We start from the raw sequence: 18,202 nt of genomic DNA, 5'->3' as shown, positions 1-18,202 counted from the left end.
CGCCCCGCCCGCGGGGCCCGGCGGCCCGGGGGGGGCGGCCGCCCCGCGCCGGCCCCCGGCCCGCCGCCCACCCCGGGACGTTAGGTTCCGTCCATGAACGAGACCCCGGACATCAAGCCGCGCAGTCGCGACGTCACCGACGGCTTGGAGAGGACCGCCGCGCGCGGGATGCTGCGGGCGGTCGGGATGGGTGACGAGGACTGGGCCAAGCCCCAGATCGGCGTCGCCTCGTCGTGGAACGAGATCACGCCGTGCAACCTCCCGCTGGACCGGCTCGCCAAGGCGAGCAAGGACGGCGTGCACGCGGCGGGCGGGTACCCGCTCGAGTTCGGCACGATCTCGGTGTCCGACGGCATCTCGATGGGCCACGAGGGGATGCACTTCTCCCTGGTGTCGCGCGAGGTCATCGCGGACAGCGTGGAGACGGTCATGCAGGCCGAGCGGCTGGACGGGTCCGTGCTGCTCGCGGGCTGCGACAAGTCCCTGCCGGGCATGCTCATGGCGGCCGCGCGGCTCGACCTGGCCAGCGTCTTCCTCTACGCGGGCTCGATCCTGCCCGGCCGGGTCAAGCTCACCGACGGCAGCGAGCGCGAGGTGACGATCATCGACGCGTTCGAGGCGGTCGGCGCGTGCGCGCGGGGCCTGATGAGCCGCGAGGACGTCGACCTGATCGAACGGGCCATCTGCCCCGGCGAGGGCGCGTGCGGCGGCATGTACACGGCGAACACGATGGCGAGCGCGGCCGAGGCGCTGGGCATGTCGCTGCCCGGCAGCGCCGCGCCGCCCGCCACGGACCGGCGGCGCGACGGGTTCGCCCGGAAGTCGGGTCAGGCCGTGGTGGAGATGCTGCGCCGGGGCATCACCGCGCGGCAGATCATGACGCGCGAGGCGTTCGAGAACGCGATCGCCGTGGTGATGGCGTTCGGCGGGTCCACCAACGCGGTGCTGCACCTGCTGGCCATCGCGCACGAGGCCGAGGTGGAGCTGAGCCTGGACGACTTCACCCGGATCGGCGCGAAGGTGCCGCACCTGGCCGACGTCAAGCCGTTCGGCCGGCACGTGATGACCGACGTGGACCGCATCGGCGGCGTGCCCGTGGTGATGAAGGCGCTGCTGGACGCGGGCCTGCTGCACGGCGACTGCCTGACCGTCACCGGCCGCACGGTCGCCGAGAACCTGGCCGACATCGCGCCGCCCGACCCGGACGGCACGGTGCTGCGCGCGATGGCCGAGCCGATCCACCGCACCGGCGGCATCACGATCCTGCGCGGCTCCCTCGCGCCCGACGGCGCGGTGGTCAAGTCCGCGGGGTTCGACTCGGACGTGTTCACCGGCACCGCCCGCGTGTTCGACCGCGAGCGCGCGGCGATGGACGCGCTGGAGGACGGCACGATCACCGCGGGCGACGTCGTGGTCATCCGCTACGAGGGGCCCAAGGGCGGGCCGGGGATGCGGGAGATGCTCGCCATCACGGCCGCGATCAAGGGCGCGGGCCTGGGCAAGGACGTCCTGCTGCTCACCGACGGCCGGTTCTCCGGCGGCACGACCGGGCTGTGCGTCGGCCACGTCGCGCCGGAGGCGGTGGACGGCGGGCCGATCGCGTTCGTCCGCGACGGCGACCCGATCACGCTCGACGTCGCCAACGGCACGCTCGACCTGGGCGTCGACCCGGCCGAACTGGAGGCCCGCCGCGAGGGCTGGTCCCCGCTGCCCGCCCGGTACGAGCGCGGCGTGCTGGCGAAGTACGCCAAGCTCGTCGGCTCCGCCTCGGGCGGCGCGGTCTGCGGCTGACCGACCTGCGGCCGACCGGATCGCGATGCCGGCCGGCGCGGCCCCCGAGGGGGACCGAAGCGCGATGCCCGCCGGCGCGGCCCCCGGGTGACCCGCGAGCGGTGCCCGGCCCGGCGCGGGTCGGGCACCGCTCGGCGGCGTCACGGCAGCGGGTACTCCGCGATGTAGACCGGAGCGCCCACGTTGGTCATGTCGGCCGGGCCGCCCACGCCGTTGACCACGTGGTCGATCACGCCCGCGCTGAGGTTGACCGTCATGATGTGGTGCAGCCGCACGCCCGGCGTCTCCGGCACCTCGAAGCCGTTCTCGGTGTGGATCGACGGGTTGTTCTGGTTGAACACGTACACGCCGCCGCCGTGCAGGGTGTGCTTCTTCACCCGGTCGCCGACCTTGTAGCCGGCCCAGCCCTCGACGTCGCCCTTCATCCAGTCGGCCTGCGTCGGCGGGTCGTAGGGCAGCTCGTTCTGGTAGAGCACGACCGTGCCGCGCTCGCCGTTCCACACCGTGTTGTGCCGCTGGAAGTGCTCCACGAACAGCCCGGTCGCGGTCACGTCGTCGCCGTTGACGACCACGCCGGTGAGCCCGGTGTTGGTGTTCCACCGCTGGGTGTCGGTGAAGCCCTCGACGCCGTGGTCGGCCCGCCACACCCAGGTGTGGTCGATGAGCACGTGGTCGCTGTTGACCTCCAGCGCGGTGTCCACCTTGCCGACGTGCGGACCGCCGACCCGGAAGTAGACGTCGGACAGCGTGGTCGGGTTGGCCGGGTTCGACGGGCGGTGGCCGTGCTTCTTGCCCACGCGCAGCAGCACCGGCGACAGCTCGGTGCCCGCGTCGATCGTGACCCCGGCGACGACGACGCCCGGCACGTCCGCGACGTCCAGCGGGATCGCGCCGCCCACGGCGGTCAGGGTGGCGTGCCCGAGGCCGAGCACGACCGTGTCGGCGCGCTTGACCTCGATGCTGCGCGCGATGTCGTACACGCCCGGCGTGAGCAGCAGGTGCTTGCCGCGGGCGAGCTGGTTGTTGATGTCGCGCACGGAGTCGCCCGGCTCGGCGACGAAGAACTCCGACAGCGGGATCGTGCGGCCCGGGGTGGGGCCGTCGGCCCACGAGACGCCGCTGGTGTTCTTGCGCGCCGCCGGCACGCGCACGTTGTACCGGCCCTTGTCGTCCACGAACAGGTAGGGCTTCTCGCGGCTCACCGGGGTGGTGTCGAGCGTGGTGTACGGCGGGTTCGGGAACGCCGAGTCGTCGGGCGCGCCCGCGACCCCGGAGAACACCTGGTTCCACACGCCGTTCGACCAGCTGCCCAGCTCGCTGTTGCGGGTCAGCCACTGCTGCTGCGAGCCGTTGACCACGGACGGCAGCCGGGAGTCGGCGATGAAGCCGCCGCTGGCGTACTGCGGGCCCGCGGTGCAGTAGTCCATCAGCGTGAACGTGCCGCTGGTGACGTTGAGCCTGCGCAGCGACACGGCCTGGGACACGGCCCAGAAGTTCGCCCCGGAGCGGCAGCCGTCCTGGCCCTTGCCGTCGATGTTGATCGTCAGGTTGCCCAGCGTGCGCCAGAAGTTGACCAGCGCCAGGCAGTTGCCGGTGCCGCCGTCGGCCAGGCAGCGGTTGTAGACCTCGACCTTGCCGTTGATCACCACGTCGGTGGGCGACGCGCCGAGGCCGGCGATCTCGGTGTAGTAGCCGACCTTGAGCTGCAGCGGCTGCTCCGCGGTGCCGTAGTGGCCGGGCTTGAACAGGTACGCGTACCGCCGGGTGCCCATCTCGTTGTCGACCTGGGCGGCGTGGGTCGCGTCGAGGGCGGCCTGGATCTCGGCGACCGGCATGGACGGGTCGAAGACCTTGACGTTGACGCCGAGGTCGGTCGAACCGCGCCGGGGCGGGTCGGCGCTCGCCCCCGGTGCGGCGGCCGTGGCGGCGGCGAGGGCGAGTCCGAGCACGAGCACCCGGCGCAAACCCGTGTGAGCGCTCCCACGTCTGGCGTGGCGCATGATCGTCATTGACATGCCTCTGGGGTGGTGGTGCCGACCGCCTCCCGCACGTGAGAGCGCTCTCTCGTCCGGGGCGGTCGGGCGTTGGCGATGTGAGGTTGGCTATTTCTACTTCACGATCAGCTCCCGCGCCATGCCCCGGGGCCGGGAATTTCGCCGGGCGCGCCCGCGCGTCAGAGGTCCAGCGCGCGCGGCAGCTTGTCGGGGGCCACCACCATGTCCACCCGCGTGACGCGTCCGTTGTGGAGGGTGAACGAGCAGACGAACCGGGTGGCCGCGCCGATGAGCACGGCGAACCCCGGCCCGCCGTTCACGGTCAGCGGCGCGATGCGCTGGTCCGCCGGCATCTTGCGGCGCACGCCCACGAGGAACCGCGCCACCCGGTCCGCGCCCAGCACCGGGCGGCGGGCCACGCCGTGCAGGCCGCCGCCGTCGCTGGTCAGCACGACGTCCGGGTCGAGCACGGCCAGCAGGCCGGCCAGGTCGCCGTGGCCGACCGCGCGGAGGAACGCGTCGACCGCCCGGCGGTGCTCGGCGCTGCCGACGTCCACCCTCGGCGCGCCGGCGGCGACGTGCGCCCGCGCCCGCACGGCGAGCTGCCGCACCGCCGCCGGGCTGCGGCCGACCACGGCGGCGACCTCCGGGAACGACAGGCCGAACACCTCGTGCAACACCCACGTGGTGCGCTCGGCCGGGGTGAGCGTCTCCAGCACGACCATGAGCGCGAAGCTCACCGTGTCGTCCAGCGTGACCCGTTCCGCCGGGTCCTCGGCGACCGCCACCAGCGGCTCCGGCAGCCAGGGCCCGACGTACTCCTCGCGCCGCGCCCTGGCCGACCGCAGCACGTCCACCGCGCGCCGCGCCACCGCCACCACCGCCCACGCCTCGACGTCGCGGACGCGCTCCCGCCCGTCCGCGGCGGTCAGCCGCAGCCAGCAGTCCGACACCACGTCCTGCGCCTCGGCGACCGTGCCGACCAGCGAGTACGCCACGCCGACCAGGCGCGGCCTGATGCGGGTGTACTCGGCGGCCAGCTCGGCGACGCGGTCCGCAACGGGCCCGGCGGCGACACGGTCCGCGGCACGGTCCGCAACGGCGTCACGGTCCGCGGCAGGGTCGGCAAGGGCCGGGTCGGCGGCGGGAGCGGCGGCGGGGTCGGTCACGCGCCCACCGTCTCCAGGTACTCGGCGAACGTCCGCTTGCCCTCGGTGTAGTCGCCTTGCGGGCACAGCGCGCCCGTGGCCAGCCCTTCCGGGCCCTCCCCCGCCTCCTCGACCTCCAGCGCGTCACCCCTGCGGGCGACGACCCGCCGTGCCATGTCGACCAGCCGGATGCGCTCCGGCCCGGCGATCGGCGTGGTGAGGCCCTGCGGCTCGCCCGTCGCCAGCTCCACCAGGCGGGCCGCCACGTCGGAGGTGGACACCGGCTGCGAGAGCATCGGCGGCACCTGCGCGACCGGCCCCGTCGCGCCCGCCAGCACCTGGCCGGCGAACTCGAAGAACTGCGTCGCCCGCAGCACGGTCCACGGCACCGGACCGGCCGTGACCAGCGCTTCCTGCTTCCGCTTGCCGAGGTAGTAGTCGAGGTCCACCACGTCGGAGCCGACGATCGACAGCACCACCAGGTGCCGCACGCCCGCGCGCGCCGCCGAGTCGACCACGTGCCGGGTGCCCTCGGTGAAGAACCGCACCACCTCGTCCGGGCTCTGCCAGCCGGGCGGGTTGGACACGTCGATCACCGCGTCCGCGCCCCCGAAGGCCGCGTCGAGCCCTTCGCCGGTCAGCAGGTCCACGCCCGCGGCGCGGCTGACGACGACGGGCTCGTGCCCGGTCCGCGTCACCTCGTCGACCACCCGGCGCCCCACCGCGCCCGTCCCGCCCACGACCACGATCTTCATCGTCCGTCCTTCGTCCCGTCCCAACCTGGCACAAGGAGGACGAGGCGGCCCGCGGGAACTGTGACACGCCGGCGGTCAGTCACCCTTCCGGGCGAGCGCGGAGGGCCACCAGACGCGCCGGCCCACGTCCACGGCCAGCGCCGGGACCAGCAGCGACCGCACCACGAACGTGTCCAGCAGCACGCCGAACGCCACGATGAACGCGATCTGCGCCAGGAACAGGATGGGCAGCACCGCCAACGCCGAGAACGTCGCCGCGAGCACCACGCCCGCCGACGTGATCACCCCGCCGGTGATGGTCAGCCCGCGCAGCACGCCCTGCCTGGTGCCCAGCTCGCGGGACTCCTCGCGGACCCGCGTCATGAGGAAGATGTTGTAGTCGATCCCCAACGCCACCAGGAACACGAACCCGAACAGCGGCACCACCGGGTCGGCCCCCGGGAAGTCGAAGATCCCGTTGAACACCAGCGCCGCCACGCCCATGGTCGCGGCGAACGACAGCACCACCGTGGCGATCAGCAGCAACGGCGCGAGCAGCGACCGCAGCAGCAGCGACAGCACGATGAAGATCACCAGCAGCACGATCGGGATGATCACCAGCCGGTCGCGCTCGGACGTGGTCTGCGTGTCGAGCTGGGTGGCGGTGGGGCCACCGACCTTGGCGTCGGCGTCCGGCACGGCCCGGACCGCGTCCCGCAGCCGCTGGACCGTCGCCACGGCCGCCTCGGAGTCCGCCGGGTCGTCCAGCACGACGTCCAGCCGCACCAGGCCCTCGGCCTCGCCCGCCGGCCGCACCTCGGACACGCCGGCCACGTCCGCCGCCCGCGCCACGGCCTCGGCCTGCCCGGCGCGGGCGAGCACCACGGCCGGCGTGCCGCTGCCGCCCGGGAAGTGCCGGGACAGCACCTCCTGGCCCGCGACCGAGTCGACGTCGGTGAGGAACACGTCGGACTGGGCCGTGCCGGACGCCTTGAGCTGCGGCACGAACGCCACGCCGACCAGCAGCACCAGCGTGGTGACGACCCACGTGGCGCGCGGCCGGGCGGAGATCAGGCGCGCCACCCGCGCCCACAGCCCGCTCGCCTCCGGGTGCGGCGAGCCGAGTTCCGGCCGCCGCGGCCAGAACGCGGACCGGCCGAGCAGCACCAGCACGGCGGGCAGGAACGTCACCGAGGCGAGCAGCGCCGCGCCGATGCCGATCGCGGCGACCGGACCGAGGCCCTTGTTCGAGTTGAGGTCGCTGAACAGCAGGCACAGCACGCCGAGCACGACGGTGCCCGCGGACGCGGCGATCGGCTCGATCGTGGCCCGCCACGCCACCCGCATCGCCCGGTAGCGGTCGTCGGTGTCGCGCAGCTCCTCGCGGAACCGGGACACCAGCAGCAACGCGTAGTCCGTGGCCGCGCCGAACACGAGGATGAACAGGATGCCCTGGCTCTGCCCGTTGAGGTCGATCACGCCGCCGTCGGCGAGCAGGTACACCGCGAGGCTCGCCAGGCCGAGCGCGAACACCCCGGACAGCAGCACGACCAGCGGGAGCAGCGGGCTGCGGTAGACGAGCACCAGGATCAGCGCCACCACCGCCCCGGCGACCAGCAGCAGCAGGCCGTCGATGCCGCCGAACGCCTCCTTCAGGTCGGCCACCTGCGCGGCGGGTCCCGCGACCAGCACGGTGAGCCCGTCCGGCGGGTCGGCGAGCTGCTCGCGGATCCGCTCCACCGCGCCCGCGGGGTCGTTCGGGTCGACCACGACGACCACCTGCGCGGCCTGGTCGTCCCGGGTGGACGGGATGACCGGCGACGCCTCGCCCGGGAAGTCCCGGCCGCCCAGGTAGTCGCGGTCGGCCGGGGTGAGGCCGGAGGGCCGCTCGGCGACCACGACCGCGGGCAGGCCGCGCGCGTCCCCGAACGCCTTGAGCCGCTCGGACACCTCGGTGGCCTCGGCGGACGACGGGAGGAACGCGGTGCTGTCGTTGACCGCCACCTCGCTCAGCTTGCCCGCGAACGGGCCGGAGAAGCCGCCGAGCGCCAGCCACGCGACCGCCACCAGGGCGGGCAGCAGCCAACGGGTGCGGGACGGGGTCGCGGTCACGGGAGAATGACCTCCGAGGTCACATGGTTCGACGATCCAATAGTTCGACCGTCGAAACAATAACGGGAGGGCGCGTGGTGGACAACTCGGTCCTGGTCAGGTTGCTCCGGCAGCTCACGGTCGAAACCGACCGCTTCGCGGAGCTGTTCGGCGAGCGGCAGCGCATGCACCGCACCGACCTCAACGCCCTCGCGCTCATCATGGACGCCCGGTGGAGCGGCGCGCCGATGTCGCCGAGCAGGCTGGCCGAGGCCCTGCACCTCAGCGCGTCCGCGACCACGTCCGTGCTGGACCGGCTGGAGGCGTCCGGGCACGTCGAACGCGCCCGCAACCCGCACGACCGCCGCAAGGTCGAGCTGCGCGTGCCGGACAAGGCGCTGGAGCTGGGCCGCCGCTTCTTCGGCCCGCTGGACACCGCGTTCACCCGGGCGTGGGAGGGGTTCAGCGACGCGGACCGGGAGGTGGTCGCCCGCTTCCTGGCCGCCAGCATCGAGGCGACCGTCGCGGTGCGGGCGGAACTGGCCGCGCCGCCCGAGCCGAAGTCATCCCGGCCCGGTCCGCAGTGACCGACCGGTAACCCTTCCGCACCGGCCCGGACGCGACAGGGTCTCACGCGTGAGAATCCTCTTCTCGAGCCTCGGCTCGCACGGACACACATTCCCCCTCGTGCCCCTCGCCGTCGCGGCGCGCGAACTGGGCCACGACGTCGCGTTCGTGACCACCGACAGGTTCGCGCCGACGCTCACCGCGCAGGGCATCGAGCACGTCACGGGCGGGATGGACATGCTGGAGGCGTTCGAGCTCGGCAACGCCGGCCCGGCGGCGCGCAAGGAGCCCGACTTCGACCCCCGGCGGGTCTCGGCCGTGTTCGGCCGGATCCTGGCGAGCCGGTACGCGGCGGACCTCGCGCAGGTCATCGCCGACCGCAAGCCCGACCTGGTCGTGCACGAGGTGGCGAACGTCGGCGCGGCGGTCGCGGCGAAGGCGGCGGGCGTGCCGGCGGTGTGCCACTCGTTCGGCCGGTACTGGGAGCCCAGCGGACCCGTGGCGGACATCCGCCGGCACCTGGCCGAGGTCGCCGCCGGGTACGGGGTGGAGGTGCCCGACGGGGACGTGATGCGGTTCGGCAACCCCTACCTCGACCTGTGCCCGCCGTCCGTGCAGGACCGGGACTTCCTCGCCACGGCGACGGACCGGGTGCCGCTGCGGCCGGTGCAGTTCGCCGAGCCGGGCGGGCTGCCGCCGTGGGTGCTGGACCACCGCGAACCGCTCGTGTACCTGACCCTGGGCACGGCGTTCACCACGGCGGGCGTGCTCCGCACCGCGATCGACGGCCTCGCCGCGCTGGGCGTGCGGGTGCTCGTGTCCACCTCCATGCTCGTGGGGGTGGACGAGCTGGGCGACCTGCCGGACACCGTGACCGTGCGGGCGTGGCTGCCGCAGGGCGACCTGCTGCCGCACGCCGACCTCGTGGTCCACCACGGCGGCGCGGGCACCACGATGGGCACGTTCGGCGCGGGCGTGCCGCACCTGGTCCTGCCGCAGGGCGCGGACCAGTTCGCCAACGCCGCGATGGTGACCGAGGCCGGGTTGGGCGACCGGGTGCTCGGCGCGGAGCTGACCGCCGAGGTGGTCGCCGCCAAGGCGCGCCGCCTGCTCGCCGACGACGCGGTGCGCGACGCGGCCCGGGCCATGGCCGACGAGGTCGCCGCCATGCCGTCGCCGCACGACGTGGCGGGCGTCCTGCTTGACTACGCCTGAGCCGCACCGGGCGGGTCGCCGACCGGCGCGCGCACGCGGATCGGCGGTTGCCGGCCGACGCGCCGGAGCGGATGCGCGCCTCCCCGCCCGCGGAGGTGGCACGCGGTCCCCCGACCGGCCCCGCCGGACGGACGCGGTTGCCGACCGGCGCACCGGAGCGGGCCCGCGGGTCCCGACCGGATCACCGACGCGACCGCGGCGGTGCGGTCCCGAGATCCCGGCCGCACCGACCGGTCGTGAGTGATCTTCGCCTCGTCCGGGTGAAAAGGGACGAAATTCACCCGTTGTGGAAATGACCTCGCTACGCTCGAACCAGTGCGAATCCTCTTCTCCAGCCTGGGCTTACACGGGCACACCTACCCCCTGCTGCCGCTGGCGATCGCCGCCCGCGAGCTGGGGCACGACGTCAGCTACTTCACCGGCGCGGCGTTCGCGAACGCCCTGACCCCGCACGGCATCGAGCACATCGTCGGCGGCATGGACCTGCGCGAGGCGTTCGCCATCGCGAACGAGGGCGTGCCGCCGGGCAAGCCGCAGGAGGCCGACCCCGAGCGGATCGCGGCCGCGTTCGCCTCGGTGCTGCCGCGCGCCTTCGCCCGCGACCTCGCGCCCGTGCTCGCCGACCGCAAGCCCGACCTGGTCGTGCACGAGGTGGGCAACCCCGGCGCGGGCCTGGCCGCCAAGGTGGCCGGCGTGCCGGGCGTGTGCCACTCGTTCGGCCGGATGTGGCAGGAGGACGAGTTCGCCGACGCGGCGACCAGGCACCTCCTCGCGGTCGCCGCCGACCTGGGCGTCGGGATGCCCGAGGACAACCTCATGACGCTCGGCAACCCCTACCTCGACATCTGCCCGCCCTCGGTGCAGGACAAGGGGTTCCTCGCCACCGCGACGAACCGGATCCCGCTGCGGCCGGTGCCGTTCGCCGAGCCGGGCGAGCTGCCGCCCTGGGTGTTCGACCACCGCGAACCGCTCGTCTACCTGACGCTGGGCACCGCGTTCGGCGACCCGGGCGTGCTGCGCACCGCGATCGACGGCCTGGCCACGCTGGGCGGCCGGGTGCTGGTGGCCGCCGGCCCGACGGTGGACACCGCCGCGCTCGGCGGGCTGCCCGACCACGTCGCCGTGCTGCCGTGGGTGCCGCAGGCGGACCTGCTGCCGCACGTGGACCTCGTCGTGCACCACGGCGGCAGCGGCACCACGATGGGCGCGTTCGGCGCGGGCGTGCCGCAGCTCGTCGTGCCGCAGGGCGCGGACCAGTTCAGCAACGCCGCGATGGTGACCGAGGCCGGGCTGGGCGACCAGGTGCTCGGCGCGGACCTCACCGCCGAGGTGGTCGCCGCCAAGGCCCGCCACCTGCTGACCGACGAGGCCGTGCGCGCCGCCGCGCGGGCGATCGCCGACGAGGTGGCCGCCATGCCGTCCCCGCACGACGTGGCCCGCACGCTGCCCGACCACGCCTGAGCCCGCCGCCCGCCCGGCCGTGCCGAGGGGTCGCGGCCGGGCGGGCGCTGCGGGAAGGTCCCCGAACGAAGTCCGATGGCCGGCGCGGTCGCCTGACCTACGCTCCGACCGGTGCGCATCCTCTTCTCCAGCCTCGGCCTGTACGGCCACACCTACCCCCTGCTGCCGCTCGCGATCGCCGCCCGCGAGCTGGGCCACGAGGTCGCCTTCTTCACCGGCGCCGCGTTCGAGCGGACCCTCACCTCGCGCGGCATCGAGCACGTCGTCGGCGGCATGGCGCCGCGCGAGGCGTTCGAGATCGCGATCGGCCGGACCCTGCCGGGCACGCCGCGGGAGGCCGACCCCGAGCGGATCGCGTACACGTTCGCCTCGGTCCTGCCGCGCAGCTTCGCCACCGGCCTCGCGCCGGTGCTCGCCGACCGCGCGTTCGACCTCGTCGTGCACGAGTTCGGCAACCCCGGCGCGGGGCTGGCCGCGAAGGCGGCGGGCGTGCCCGCGCTGTGCCACTCGACCGGCCGGATGCTCCAGGAGCCCGAGTTCGCCGAGCCCGCGCGCCGCCACCTCGCCGAACTCGCCGCGGAACTGGGCGTCGAGGTGCCCGAGCGCGACACCATGGTGCTCGGCAACCCCTACCTCGACATCTGCCCGCCGTCGTTGCAGAACCCGGAGTTCGCGGCCTCGCCGACGCGCCGCGCCCCGCTGCGGCCGGTGGCGTTCAGCGAGCCCGGCGAGCTGCCGTCCTGGGTGCGCGACCACCGCGAACCCCTGGTGTACCTGACGTTGGGCACGCTGTTCGGCGCGGAAGGGGTGCTGCGCACCGTGGTCGAGGGCGTCGCGGCGCTGGGCGCCAAGGTGATCGTGTCGGTCGGTCCGCGGACGGAGGTGGGGGCGCTCGGCGAGCTGCCCGACCACGTCGTGGCGCTGCCGTGGGTGCCGCAGGCCGACCTGCTGCCGCACGTGGACCTCCTGGTGCACCACGGCGGCGCGGGCACGACCCTGGGCGGGTTCGCCGCGGGCGTGCCGCAGCTCGTCGTGCCGCAGGCGGCGGACCAGTTCGGCAACGCGGAACTGGTGGCCGAGGCCGGGTTGGGCGACCGGCTCGTGGGCGCCGACGTGACCTCGGAGGCCGTGACGGCCACGGCCGAGCGGCTGCTCGCCGACGAGGCCGTGCGCGCCGCCGCACGGGCGATCGCCGACGAGGTGGCCGCCATGCCGTCCCCGCACGACGTGGCCCGCGCGCTGCCCGACCACGCCGTGCTTAACACGTAAGCCGGGCCACTCGTCGCAACGATCACGCCGCTCGTCGTGGCCTGCTTGACCGGTTAATCCCACCGCTGCCACCGTCGGCGACGCCACCACTGACGACTGGCGTTGGGAGACCTCCATGGCAAGACACGTCGGGAAGGCGGCCGTGGTCGCCGCGCTCGTGGCGGCGGCCGTGCTGCCGCCCACCGCCTCCGCGCACGGCAAGCCCTGGGTGGCCGGCTGGGCGGCGAGCCCCGTGGTCGGCAGCGGGATCCCGTGGAGCGACTGCCCGGCGGGCGAGGGGCTGCGCGACCAGACCGTCCGCAACGTCGTGTTCCTCAGCGCGGGCGGCGACTCGGTGCGGGTCCGGCTGACCAACGCGTTCGGGGCCGCGCCGCTGCGGGTCGGCCGGGCGTCGGTCGCCGTGCAGGCGTCCGGTGACGCGGCGGTGCCCGGCACGCTGCGCGAGCTGACGTTCCGGGGCCGGCGGAGCGTCACGGTGCCGGTCGGGCAGGAGCTGTTCAGCGACCCGGTCCGGTTGCGCGTGGAGGCGCTGTCCACGCTCCTGGTGAGCGCGTACCTGCCGGAGGCCACCGGGCCGCTGACCAACCACCCGTTCACCGCGCAGGGCAACTACCTCGCGCCGGGCGACCGGACCGGGGCGCTGTCGGGCGGGTTCCGGGGCACGCCGTGCTGGATGGCGGTCAGCGGCGTGGACGTCGCGCCCGCCGGGCGCGTCGCGGGCACGGTGGTGGCGTTCGGCGACTCGATCACCGACACCGCCAACACCACCGGCAACGCGAACCGGCGCTGGCCGGACTTCCTGGCGCGGCGGTTGAACGCGGTGCCGGGCCGCACGCTGTCCGTGGTGAACGCGGGCCTGGGCGGCAACCGCCTCATCGCCGACCGCGACGAGCCGTACTGGGGCGTGGCGGGCGTGACGCGGGTGCGGCGGGACGTGCTGTCGCAGACCGGGGTCAAGGCGATGATCCTGCTGGAGGCGGTCAACGACATCGGCTACAGCGCGTCGGCCGAGGACCTGATCGCGGGGCACCGGGACGTGATCGGGCAGGCGCGGGCCGCGGGCGTGAAGGTGTACGGGGGCACGATCCTGCCGTTCAAGGGGTCGTTCGTCTGGACCGAGGAGCGCGAGGCGACCTGGCGTGCGCTCAACGACTGGATCCGCACCTCCGGCGAGTTCGACGGCGTGATCGACTTCGCCGCCGCGACCGCCGTGCCCGGCGACCCGGCCACGTTGAACCCGGCCTACGACAGCGGCGACCACCTGCACCCGAACGACGCGGGCACGGAGGCGATGGCGAACGCGATCGACCTGGCGATGCTGCTGCGCCGCTGAACCGGGGCGGGTTCCGCCCGGTCCCGTGCGCGCCGGCCGAGCCGGTCCCGCGCCCCGGGGTCGGGGGCTGTCCGGGAAGTGGACGAAGGCGGTGCAGGTCTCGGTGACGAGTCGTGGTGACCCGGCGGCGATGGTGCCGAACCCCCACCGCCGGGGAGCCCGCTGTTCCCGAGGTCCGCTGTCCGGGGAGTCCGCTGTCCGCGAACGCCCCGGACAGCGCGGTCCGCCAGGGAGCACGATGGATCCCGTGATCGTCTGACCGGGGAGGCGCGATGGATCCGCTGGACGCCTACTCGCGCGCCGTGATCGCGGTGGCGAAGTCGGTCACGCCCCACGTCGCGAGCGTGCGCATGCCGCGCGGCACGGGGTCGGCCGTCGTGTTCACCGACGAGGGCCACCTGGTGACCAACGCGCACGTCGTCGGCGGGGACCGGGACGGGACGGCGGTGTTCGCCGACGGGTCCGAGTCGCCGTTCACGGTGGTCGGCGCGGATCCGCTGGCCGACCTGGCGGTGCTCCGGGCCGGCGGTGACGCGCCCGGCGCGGCGCGGTTCGGCGACGCGGACGCGTTGCAGGTCGGCCAGTTGGTCATCGCCGTCGGCAACCCGCTGGGCCTGGCCGGTTCGGTGACCGCCGGGGTGGTGAGCGCGCTCGGCCGCGCGGTGCCGGTGCGCAACGGCCGGGCGGGACGGGTGATCGAGGACGTGATCCAGACCGACGCCGCGCTCAACCCGGGCAACTCCGGCGGCGCGCTGGCCGACTCCGCCGGCGAGGTGGTCGGCATCAACACCGCGCTGGCGGGCATCGGCCTGGGGCTCGCGATCCCGATGAACAGCACCACCCGGCGGATCCTGTCGACGCTGCTGGTCGAGGGTCGCGTGCGCCGGGCCTACCTGGGCGTGGTCGGCGCGCCCGCTCCCCTGCCGGACGCCGTCGCCGAGCGCACCGGGCAACGCGCGGGCGTGCGGCTGGTGCAGGTGGTGCCCGGCGGTCCGGCCGAGCGGGCGGGCCTGCGCGACGGCGACCTGGTGCTCAGCGTGGCGCGGACGCCGGTCGGCGACGCGCAGGGCATCCAGCGGCAGCTGTTCGCCGAGGCGATCGGCCTGCCGCTGCCCGTCACCGTCCTGCGCAACGGCGCGATGGTGGACGTCATCGCCACCCCGACCGAACTCGACGGCTAGCGCCGCCGGGCCGCGCGGGCTCAGCGGAACGAGGCGGTCAGGCAGGCGACCCGGCCGCCGGCGCTGCCCGCCCGGCCCTGCGCGGTCTCGGTCTTGGGCTGCTCGTGCAGCACGATCGAGCCCGGCACGCGGTCGCCGAAGGTGAACGGCACGGTGGTCTCGGCCCGGCCGTTGCCCTGGCCGTCGGTGACCAGCTCCAGCCAGATCTCGTTGCGCGGGTTGGCGTACGCCGGGTCGACCGACGGCCGCTCCGGCGTCGCGGCCGGGTCGATCTCGTGCTGGTAGTGCGGCCCGGCGTCGGTGCTCTTGCGGCCGCACGGGTCGGTGTGCGCGTGGGCGGCGTAGCCGCGGTTCGGCTGGAGCAGGTCGGCGGCCAGCCGCACGGTCGTCGTGCCGTCGCCCTCGACCACTTCCAGCGCGAGCTGCGCGCCCGCCGGCGCGGCGGCCTGGTCGTAGGTGAACGCCGTGTCCGCCGCCTCCGCCGCGGCCAGCACGCCGACGTCCCGGCTGCCCGCCTCCGGCGTCGGCGAACCGGCCCGGCCGGACCCCGCCTCACCGCCGCACCCGACCGCGGCGCAGAGGACGGCGGCCACGACGATGACGACCCGCATGCCGGTCCCCTTCGGACGTCCACTGCGAACGCCGTCCGACTACCCCCGCCGCCCCCGGCGAAACGGCGCGGGCGGCGGACCACCCGGCCGGGTGGTTGGGGACTACCCGCCCGAACGCGGGGAAACCTCGTGTTGTCGACGCCGCGGCCGGCACCCGCGGCACACCACGATCCCGAGGGGGTTCGATGAGCACCCGCACCCTGATCGCCGTGCTCGCCTGCGCGGCGGCGCTCCAGGCGCCGGTCGCGCACGCGACCGCGGACCCCGGCGCGCTGATCGCCTGCGAGACGGCCCCGGAGGACCGGGCGACGGCACGCGCCGAGACGCAGGCCCGGTCGCAGTCCTGGTTGGACGAGCAGGTGCCCTACAGCCAGCGGACCTGTCACCGCAACGAGTACGGCAGCTACCGCGCCGACTGCTCCGGCTACGTCTCGATGGCCTGGGGCCTGACCCACTCCCGCACCACGACGACGTTGCGCGACGTCTCCACCGAGGTGCCGCGCGCCGACCTCCGCCCCGGCGACGCCCTCGTCAACGACGGGCACGCGGCGCTGTTCGTGCGGTGGGCCGACGACGCGAAGTCGGAGCCGGTCGTGCGCGAGCAGACCGGCCCCGACGGCGCGCCGCCGGTGGAGCGGAAGTGGACGGCGCAGACGGCCGCCGGCTACACCCCCGTCCGGTACTACAAGGTGGTCGAGGACTGACCCGTCAGCTCCGGCAGGCCGCCCCGTTCAGGCTGAACGCGGTCGGCTTGCCGTTCGCCCCGGCCCAGCTGCCGAGGAAGCCGAACGACGTCGAGCCGCCCGGCGGCAGCGTGCCGTTCCAGGACGCGTTGCGCACGGTCACCGCCGCGCCGTCCTGGGTGTGCACGCCCGACCACAGCTGGGTGATCCGCTGACCGTCGGGGAACGACCAGGTCACCGTCCACGGCGTGATCGACCTGGTGGTCGCGTTGGTGATCCGCACCTCCGCCTGGAAGCCGCCCTGCCACTGGCTGCCGACCTTGTAGTCGACCGTGCACGTCACCGGCGGCATCGTCATGGACGTCGTGGTCGTGGTGGTTGTCGTGGTGGTGGTGGTAGTCGTGGTCGTGGTCGTCGTCGTCGTGATCCGGCTCGGGTCCACCACGCCCCAGTACGCGCCCTTGGCCTGCAACCGCGTGTCGAACAGCAGCGGGTGGTCCTTGCGGGTCACCGGGAAGCTGTCCAGCCACGTGTTGTCGTCCGCGAGCCCCCACACCGTCACCGAGCTGATGTGCTGCGAGTACTTCCTGTACAGCTCGAAGAAGTCGCGGTACCGGTACGCCTGGGTGAGCAGCACGTCGGCCGGCGGCGTCGGGTAGGACTGGCTGTTGTCGGTGTAGATCGAGACGTCCATCTCGGTGATCTGCTGGTCGATGCCCAGCGGCACGAACTTGGCCAGCATCGCGTCGGTCTCGGCGATCGACGGCCACTGCACGTTGACGTGCATCTGGTGGCCCACCGCGTCGATCGGCACGCCCTCCGCGCGCAGCTTCACCACCAGGTCGTACAGCTTGTCGCGCTTGGCCGGGACGTTGGTGTTGTAGTCGTTGATCACCAGCTTGGCGTTCGGCGCGACCTCGCGGGCCACCCGGAACGCCGTGCGCAGGTAGTCCAGTCCGGTGATCTCGAACCACTTGCTGCGGCGCAGGCCGTCGGCCTGGTTCTCGTCGATCACCTCGTTGACCACGTCCCACACCGGGATGTCCGCGCCGAAGTGGCCGACGACACCGCGGATGTGCGCCTCCAGCCGGGACAGCAGCAGCGCCTTGTTCTCCGGGGTCGCGGTCATGTCGTTGCCGGCCGCGTCCTTGAACACCCACGCGGGCGTCTGCTGGTGCCAGACCAGCGTGTGCCCGCGCACCGCCGCGCCGTTGGCCTTCGCCCAGGCAACGAGCTCCTCGGCGTCGGCGAAGCGGAACGTGCCCTCGGAGGGCTCGGTGGCGTCCCACTTCAGCGTGTTGCCGGGCGTGATCGAGTTGAAGTGCCTGGCGAGCAGTTGCCCGTGGTTGTTGAGCAGCTCGGCGTTCCCGACCGCCGCGCCCACCGCGAAGTGGTCGGCCAGCACGTCCTTCAGCGCCGGGATGTCGGTCTGGATCGGCGGCAGCGGGGTGTAGGACAGCGAGAAGTCGTCGATGTGCAGGGACGCCGTGGCGCTGCCCAGCTCGACGTAGGTGGTGAGGAAGTCGACGTCGGCGGCGAGGGTGTAGCTGCCGCGGAGGTTGACCCAGCCGTCGGCGGTGACCGCGGTGTCGCCGACGACCTGGTCGTAGCTCGGCGTGCCGGCGGTCTGGCGTTCGACCGACAGCCGCGCCTGGGTCGGCGCTTCGCCCGCCGCGAGGCGGACCCACACCGACAGGTCGTAGCGGATGCCCTTCTGCACCTTGCCCAGCAGGTTCAGCGTGGGTCCCTGCCAGGTCTGGGCGCGACCGCCGACCGCGAGGCTGTGGGTGCCGCTGCGGGCCACCGCGGTGCTCGGCTCCACCGCTTCACCGGCACGACCCGTCCAGCCTTGCGCCGTGCCGTCGTCGAACGTGCTGGAGACGACGACCACGGGTTCGTCTGCGGCGGCCCGCGGGCTCGCGTGCGCCGCCAACGTGACCAGGCCGGCGACGACCGAGGTCGCGAGCACACCGGCGAGAACTCTCCTCATCGAGGGTCCCTCTTCCGTCGGACGCGGGGTGGGTGGGGGGGGCGGTGGTGGGGGGCGGGGGGGTGGGCGCGGGGGGGGGGGCGGCGGGCGCCCGGGGGGGCGCCACCGGCGGTGTGGCCGGGCGGGGGGGGGGC

General features: G+C 74.2%; 14 protein-coding genes. 8 read left to right on the top strand and 6 right to left on the bottom strand.

Going from position 1 to position 18,202, the window contains the following annotated elements:
• The first annotated feature begins 93 nt into the window (after positions 1-93).
• A complete protein-coding gene (gene ilvD / locus ACFXGA_RS13695) occupies positions 94-1,791 on the top strand; it encodes a dihydroxy-acid dehydratase (RefSeq protein WP_378087561.1) in 1,698 nt (565 codons plus the stop codon).
• Between the two features lie 140 nt (positions 1,792-1,931).
• Here the strand turns inward: ilvD and ACFXGA_RS13690 are convergent, their stop codons facing one another.
• The 4 genes from ACFXGA_RS13690 to ACFXGA_RS13675 all read right to left on the bottom strand — a co-directional run bounded on the left by ACFXGA_RS13690 (position 1,932) and on the right by ACFXGA_RS13675 (position 7,779).
• A complete protein-coding gene (locus tag ACFXGA_RS13690; protein ID WP_378087559.1) occupies positions 1,932-3,746 on the bottom strand; it encodes a hypothetical protein in 1,815 nt (604 codons plus the stop codon).
• Between the two features lie 218 nt (positions 3,747-3,964).
• Entirely contained in the window at positions 3,965-4,954 is a 990-nt protein-coding gene (sigJ, locus tag ACFXGA_RS13685) for an RNA polymerase sigma factor SigJ (RefSeq protein ID WP_378087557.1), read from the bottom strand.
• The gene (locus tag ACFXGA_RS13680) at positions 4,951-5,688 is read right to left on the bottom strand and encodes an SDR family oxidoreductase (protein WP_378087556.1); all 738 of its coding nucleotides are present in this window, start codon (positions 5,686-5,688) and stop codon (positions 4,951-4,953) included. The genes sigJ and ACFXGA_RS13680 overlap by 4 nt, the downstream gene beginning before the upstream one ends.
• A 75-nt stretch (positions 5,689-5,763) precedes the next feature.
• On the bottom strand, positions 5,764-7,779 hold the full coding sequence (locus ACFXGA_RS13675) for an MMPL family transporter (protein ID WP_378087555.1): 2,016 nt from the start codon (positions 7,777-7,779) through the stop codon (positions 5,764-5,766).
• 74 nt (positions 7,780-7,853) lie between these two features.
• Between ACFXGA_RS13675 and ACFXGA_RS13670 the strand changes: the two genes are divergently transcribed.
• The 6 genes from ACFXGA_RS13670 (at position 7,854) to ACFXGA_RS13645 (ending at position 14,784) form a co-directional block, all read left to right on the top strand.
• Complete coding sequence (locus ACFXGA_RS13670; protein ID WP_378087554.1) at positions 7,854-8,345, top strand: MarR family winged helix-turn-helix transcriptional regulator; 492 nt, start codon at positions 7,854-7,856, stop codon at positions 8,343-8,345.
• Between the two features lie 100 nt (positions 8,346-8,445).
• A complete protein-coding gene (locus ACFXGA_RS13665; protein ID WP_378087553.1) occupies positions 8,446-9,540 on the top strand; it encodes a glycosyltransferase in 1,095 nt (364 codons plus the stop codon).
• Between the two features lie 315 nt (positions 9,541-9,855).
• Entirely contained in the window at positions 9,856-11,001 is a 1,146-nt protein-coding gene (locus ACFXGA_RS13660; RefSeq protein WP_378087551.1) for a glycosyltransferase, read from the top strand.
• 111 nt (positions 11,002-11,112) lie between these two features.
• A complete protein-coding gene (locus tag ACFXGA_RS13655; RefSeq protein WP_378087549.1) occupies positions 11,113-12,270 on the top strand; it encodes a glycosyltransferase in 1,158 nt (385 codons plus the stop codon).
• A 115-nt stretch (positions 12,271-12,385) separates the two neighbouring features.
• Positions 12,386-13,603, top strand: a complete 1,218-nt coding sequence (locus ACFXGA_RS13650; protein WP_378087547.1) for an SGNH/GDSL hydrolase family protein — start codon at positions 12,386-12,388, stop codon at positions 13,601-13,603.
• A gap of 272 nt (positions 13,604-13,875) precedes the next feature.
• Complete coding sequence (locus ACFXGA_RS13645) at positions 13,876-14,784, top strand: S1C family serine protease (RefSeq protein ID WP_378087545.1); 909 nt, start codon at positions 13,876-13,878, stop codon at positions 14,782-14,784.
• A 20-nt stretch (positions 14,785-14,804) separates the two neighbouring features.
• Here ACFXGA_RS13645 and ACFXGA_RS13640 read toward each other — a convergent pair whose 3' ends face one another.
• Entirely contained in the window at positions 14,805-15,395 is a 591-nt protein-coding gene (locus tag ACFXGA_RS13640) for a superoxide dismutase (RefSeq protein ID WP_378087543.1), read from the bottom strand.
• A gap of 185 nt (positions 15,396-15,580) precedes the next feature.
• On the opposite strand from ACFXGA_RS13640, the gene ACFXGA_RS13635 reads away from it, so the two are divergent.
• A complete protein-coding gene (locus ACFXGA_RS13635; protein WP_378087541.1) occupies positions 15,581-16,099 on the top strand; it encodes a hypothetical protein in 519 nt (172 codons plus the stop codon).
• 4 nt (positions 16,100-16,103) lie between these two features.
• On the opposite strand, the gene ACFXGA_RS13630 is transcribed toward ACFXGA_RS13635, so the two are convergent.
• Positions 16,104-18,068 (bottom strand): endo-1,4-beta-xylanase, encoded by a 1,965-nt coding sequence (locus ACFXGA_RS13630; protein ID WP_378087539.1) that lies wholly within the window; start codon positions 18,066-18,068, stop codon positions 16,104-16,106.
• Positions 18,069-18,202: the final 134 nt, after the last annotated feature.

It is taken from the genome of Actinosynnema sp. NPDC059335 (assembly GCF_042752395.1).
In the GTDB taxonomy this organism is placed as follows: Bacteria; Actinomycetota; Actinomycetes; order Mycobacteriales; family Pseudonocardiaceae; genus Actinosynnema.
The sequence above is the reverse complement of the archived record's forward strand: the minus strand, read 5'-3'. Positions and strand labels throughout refer to the sequence as shown.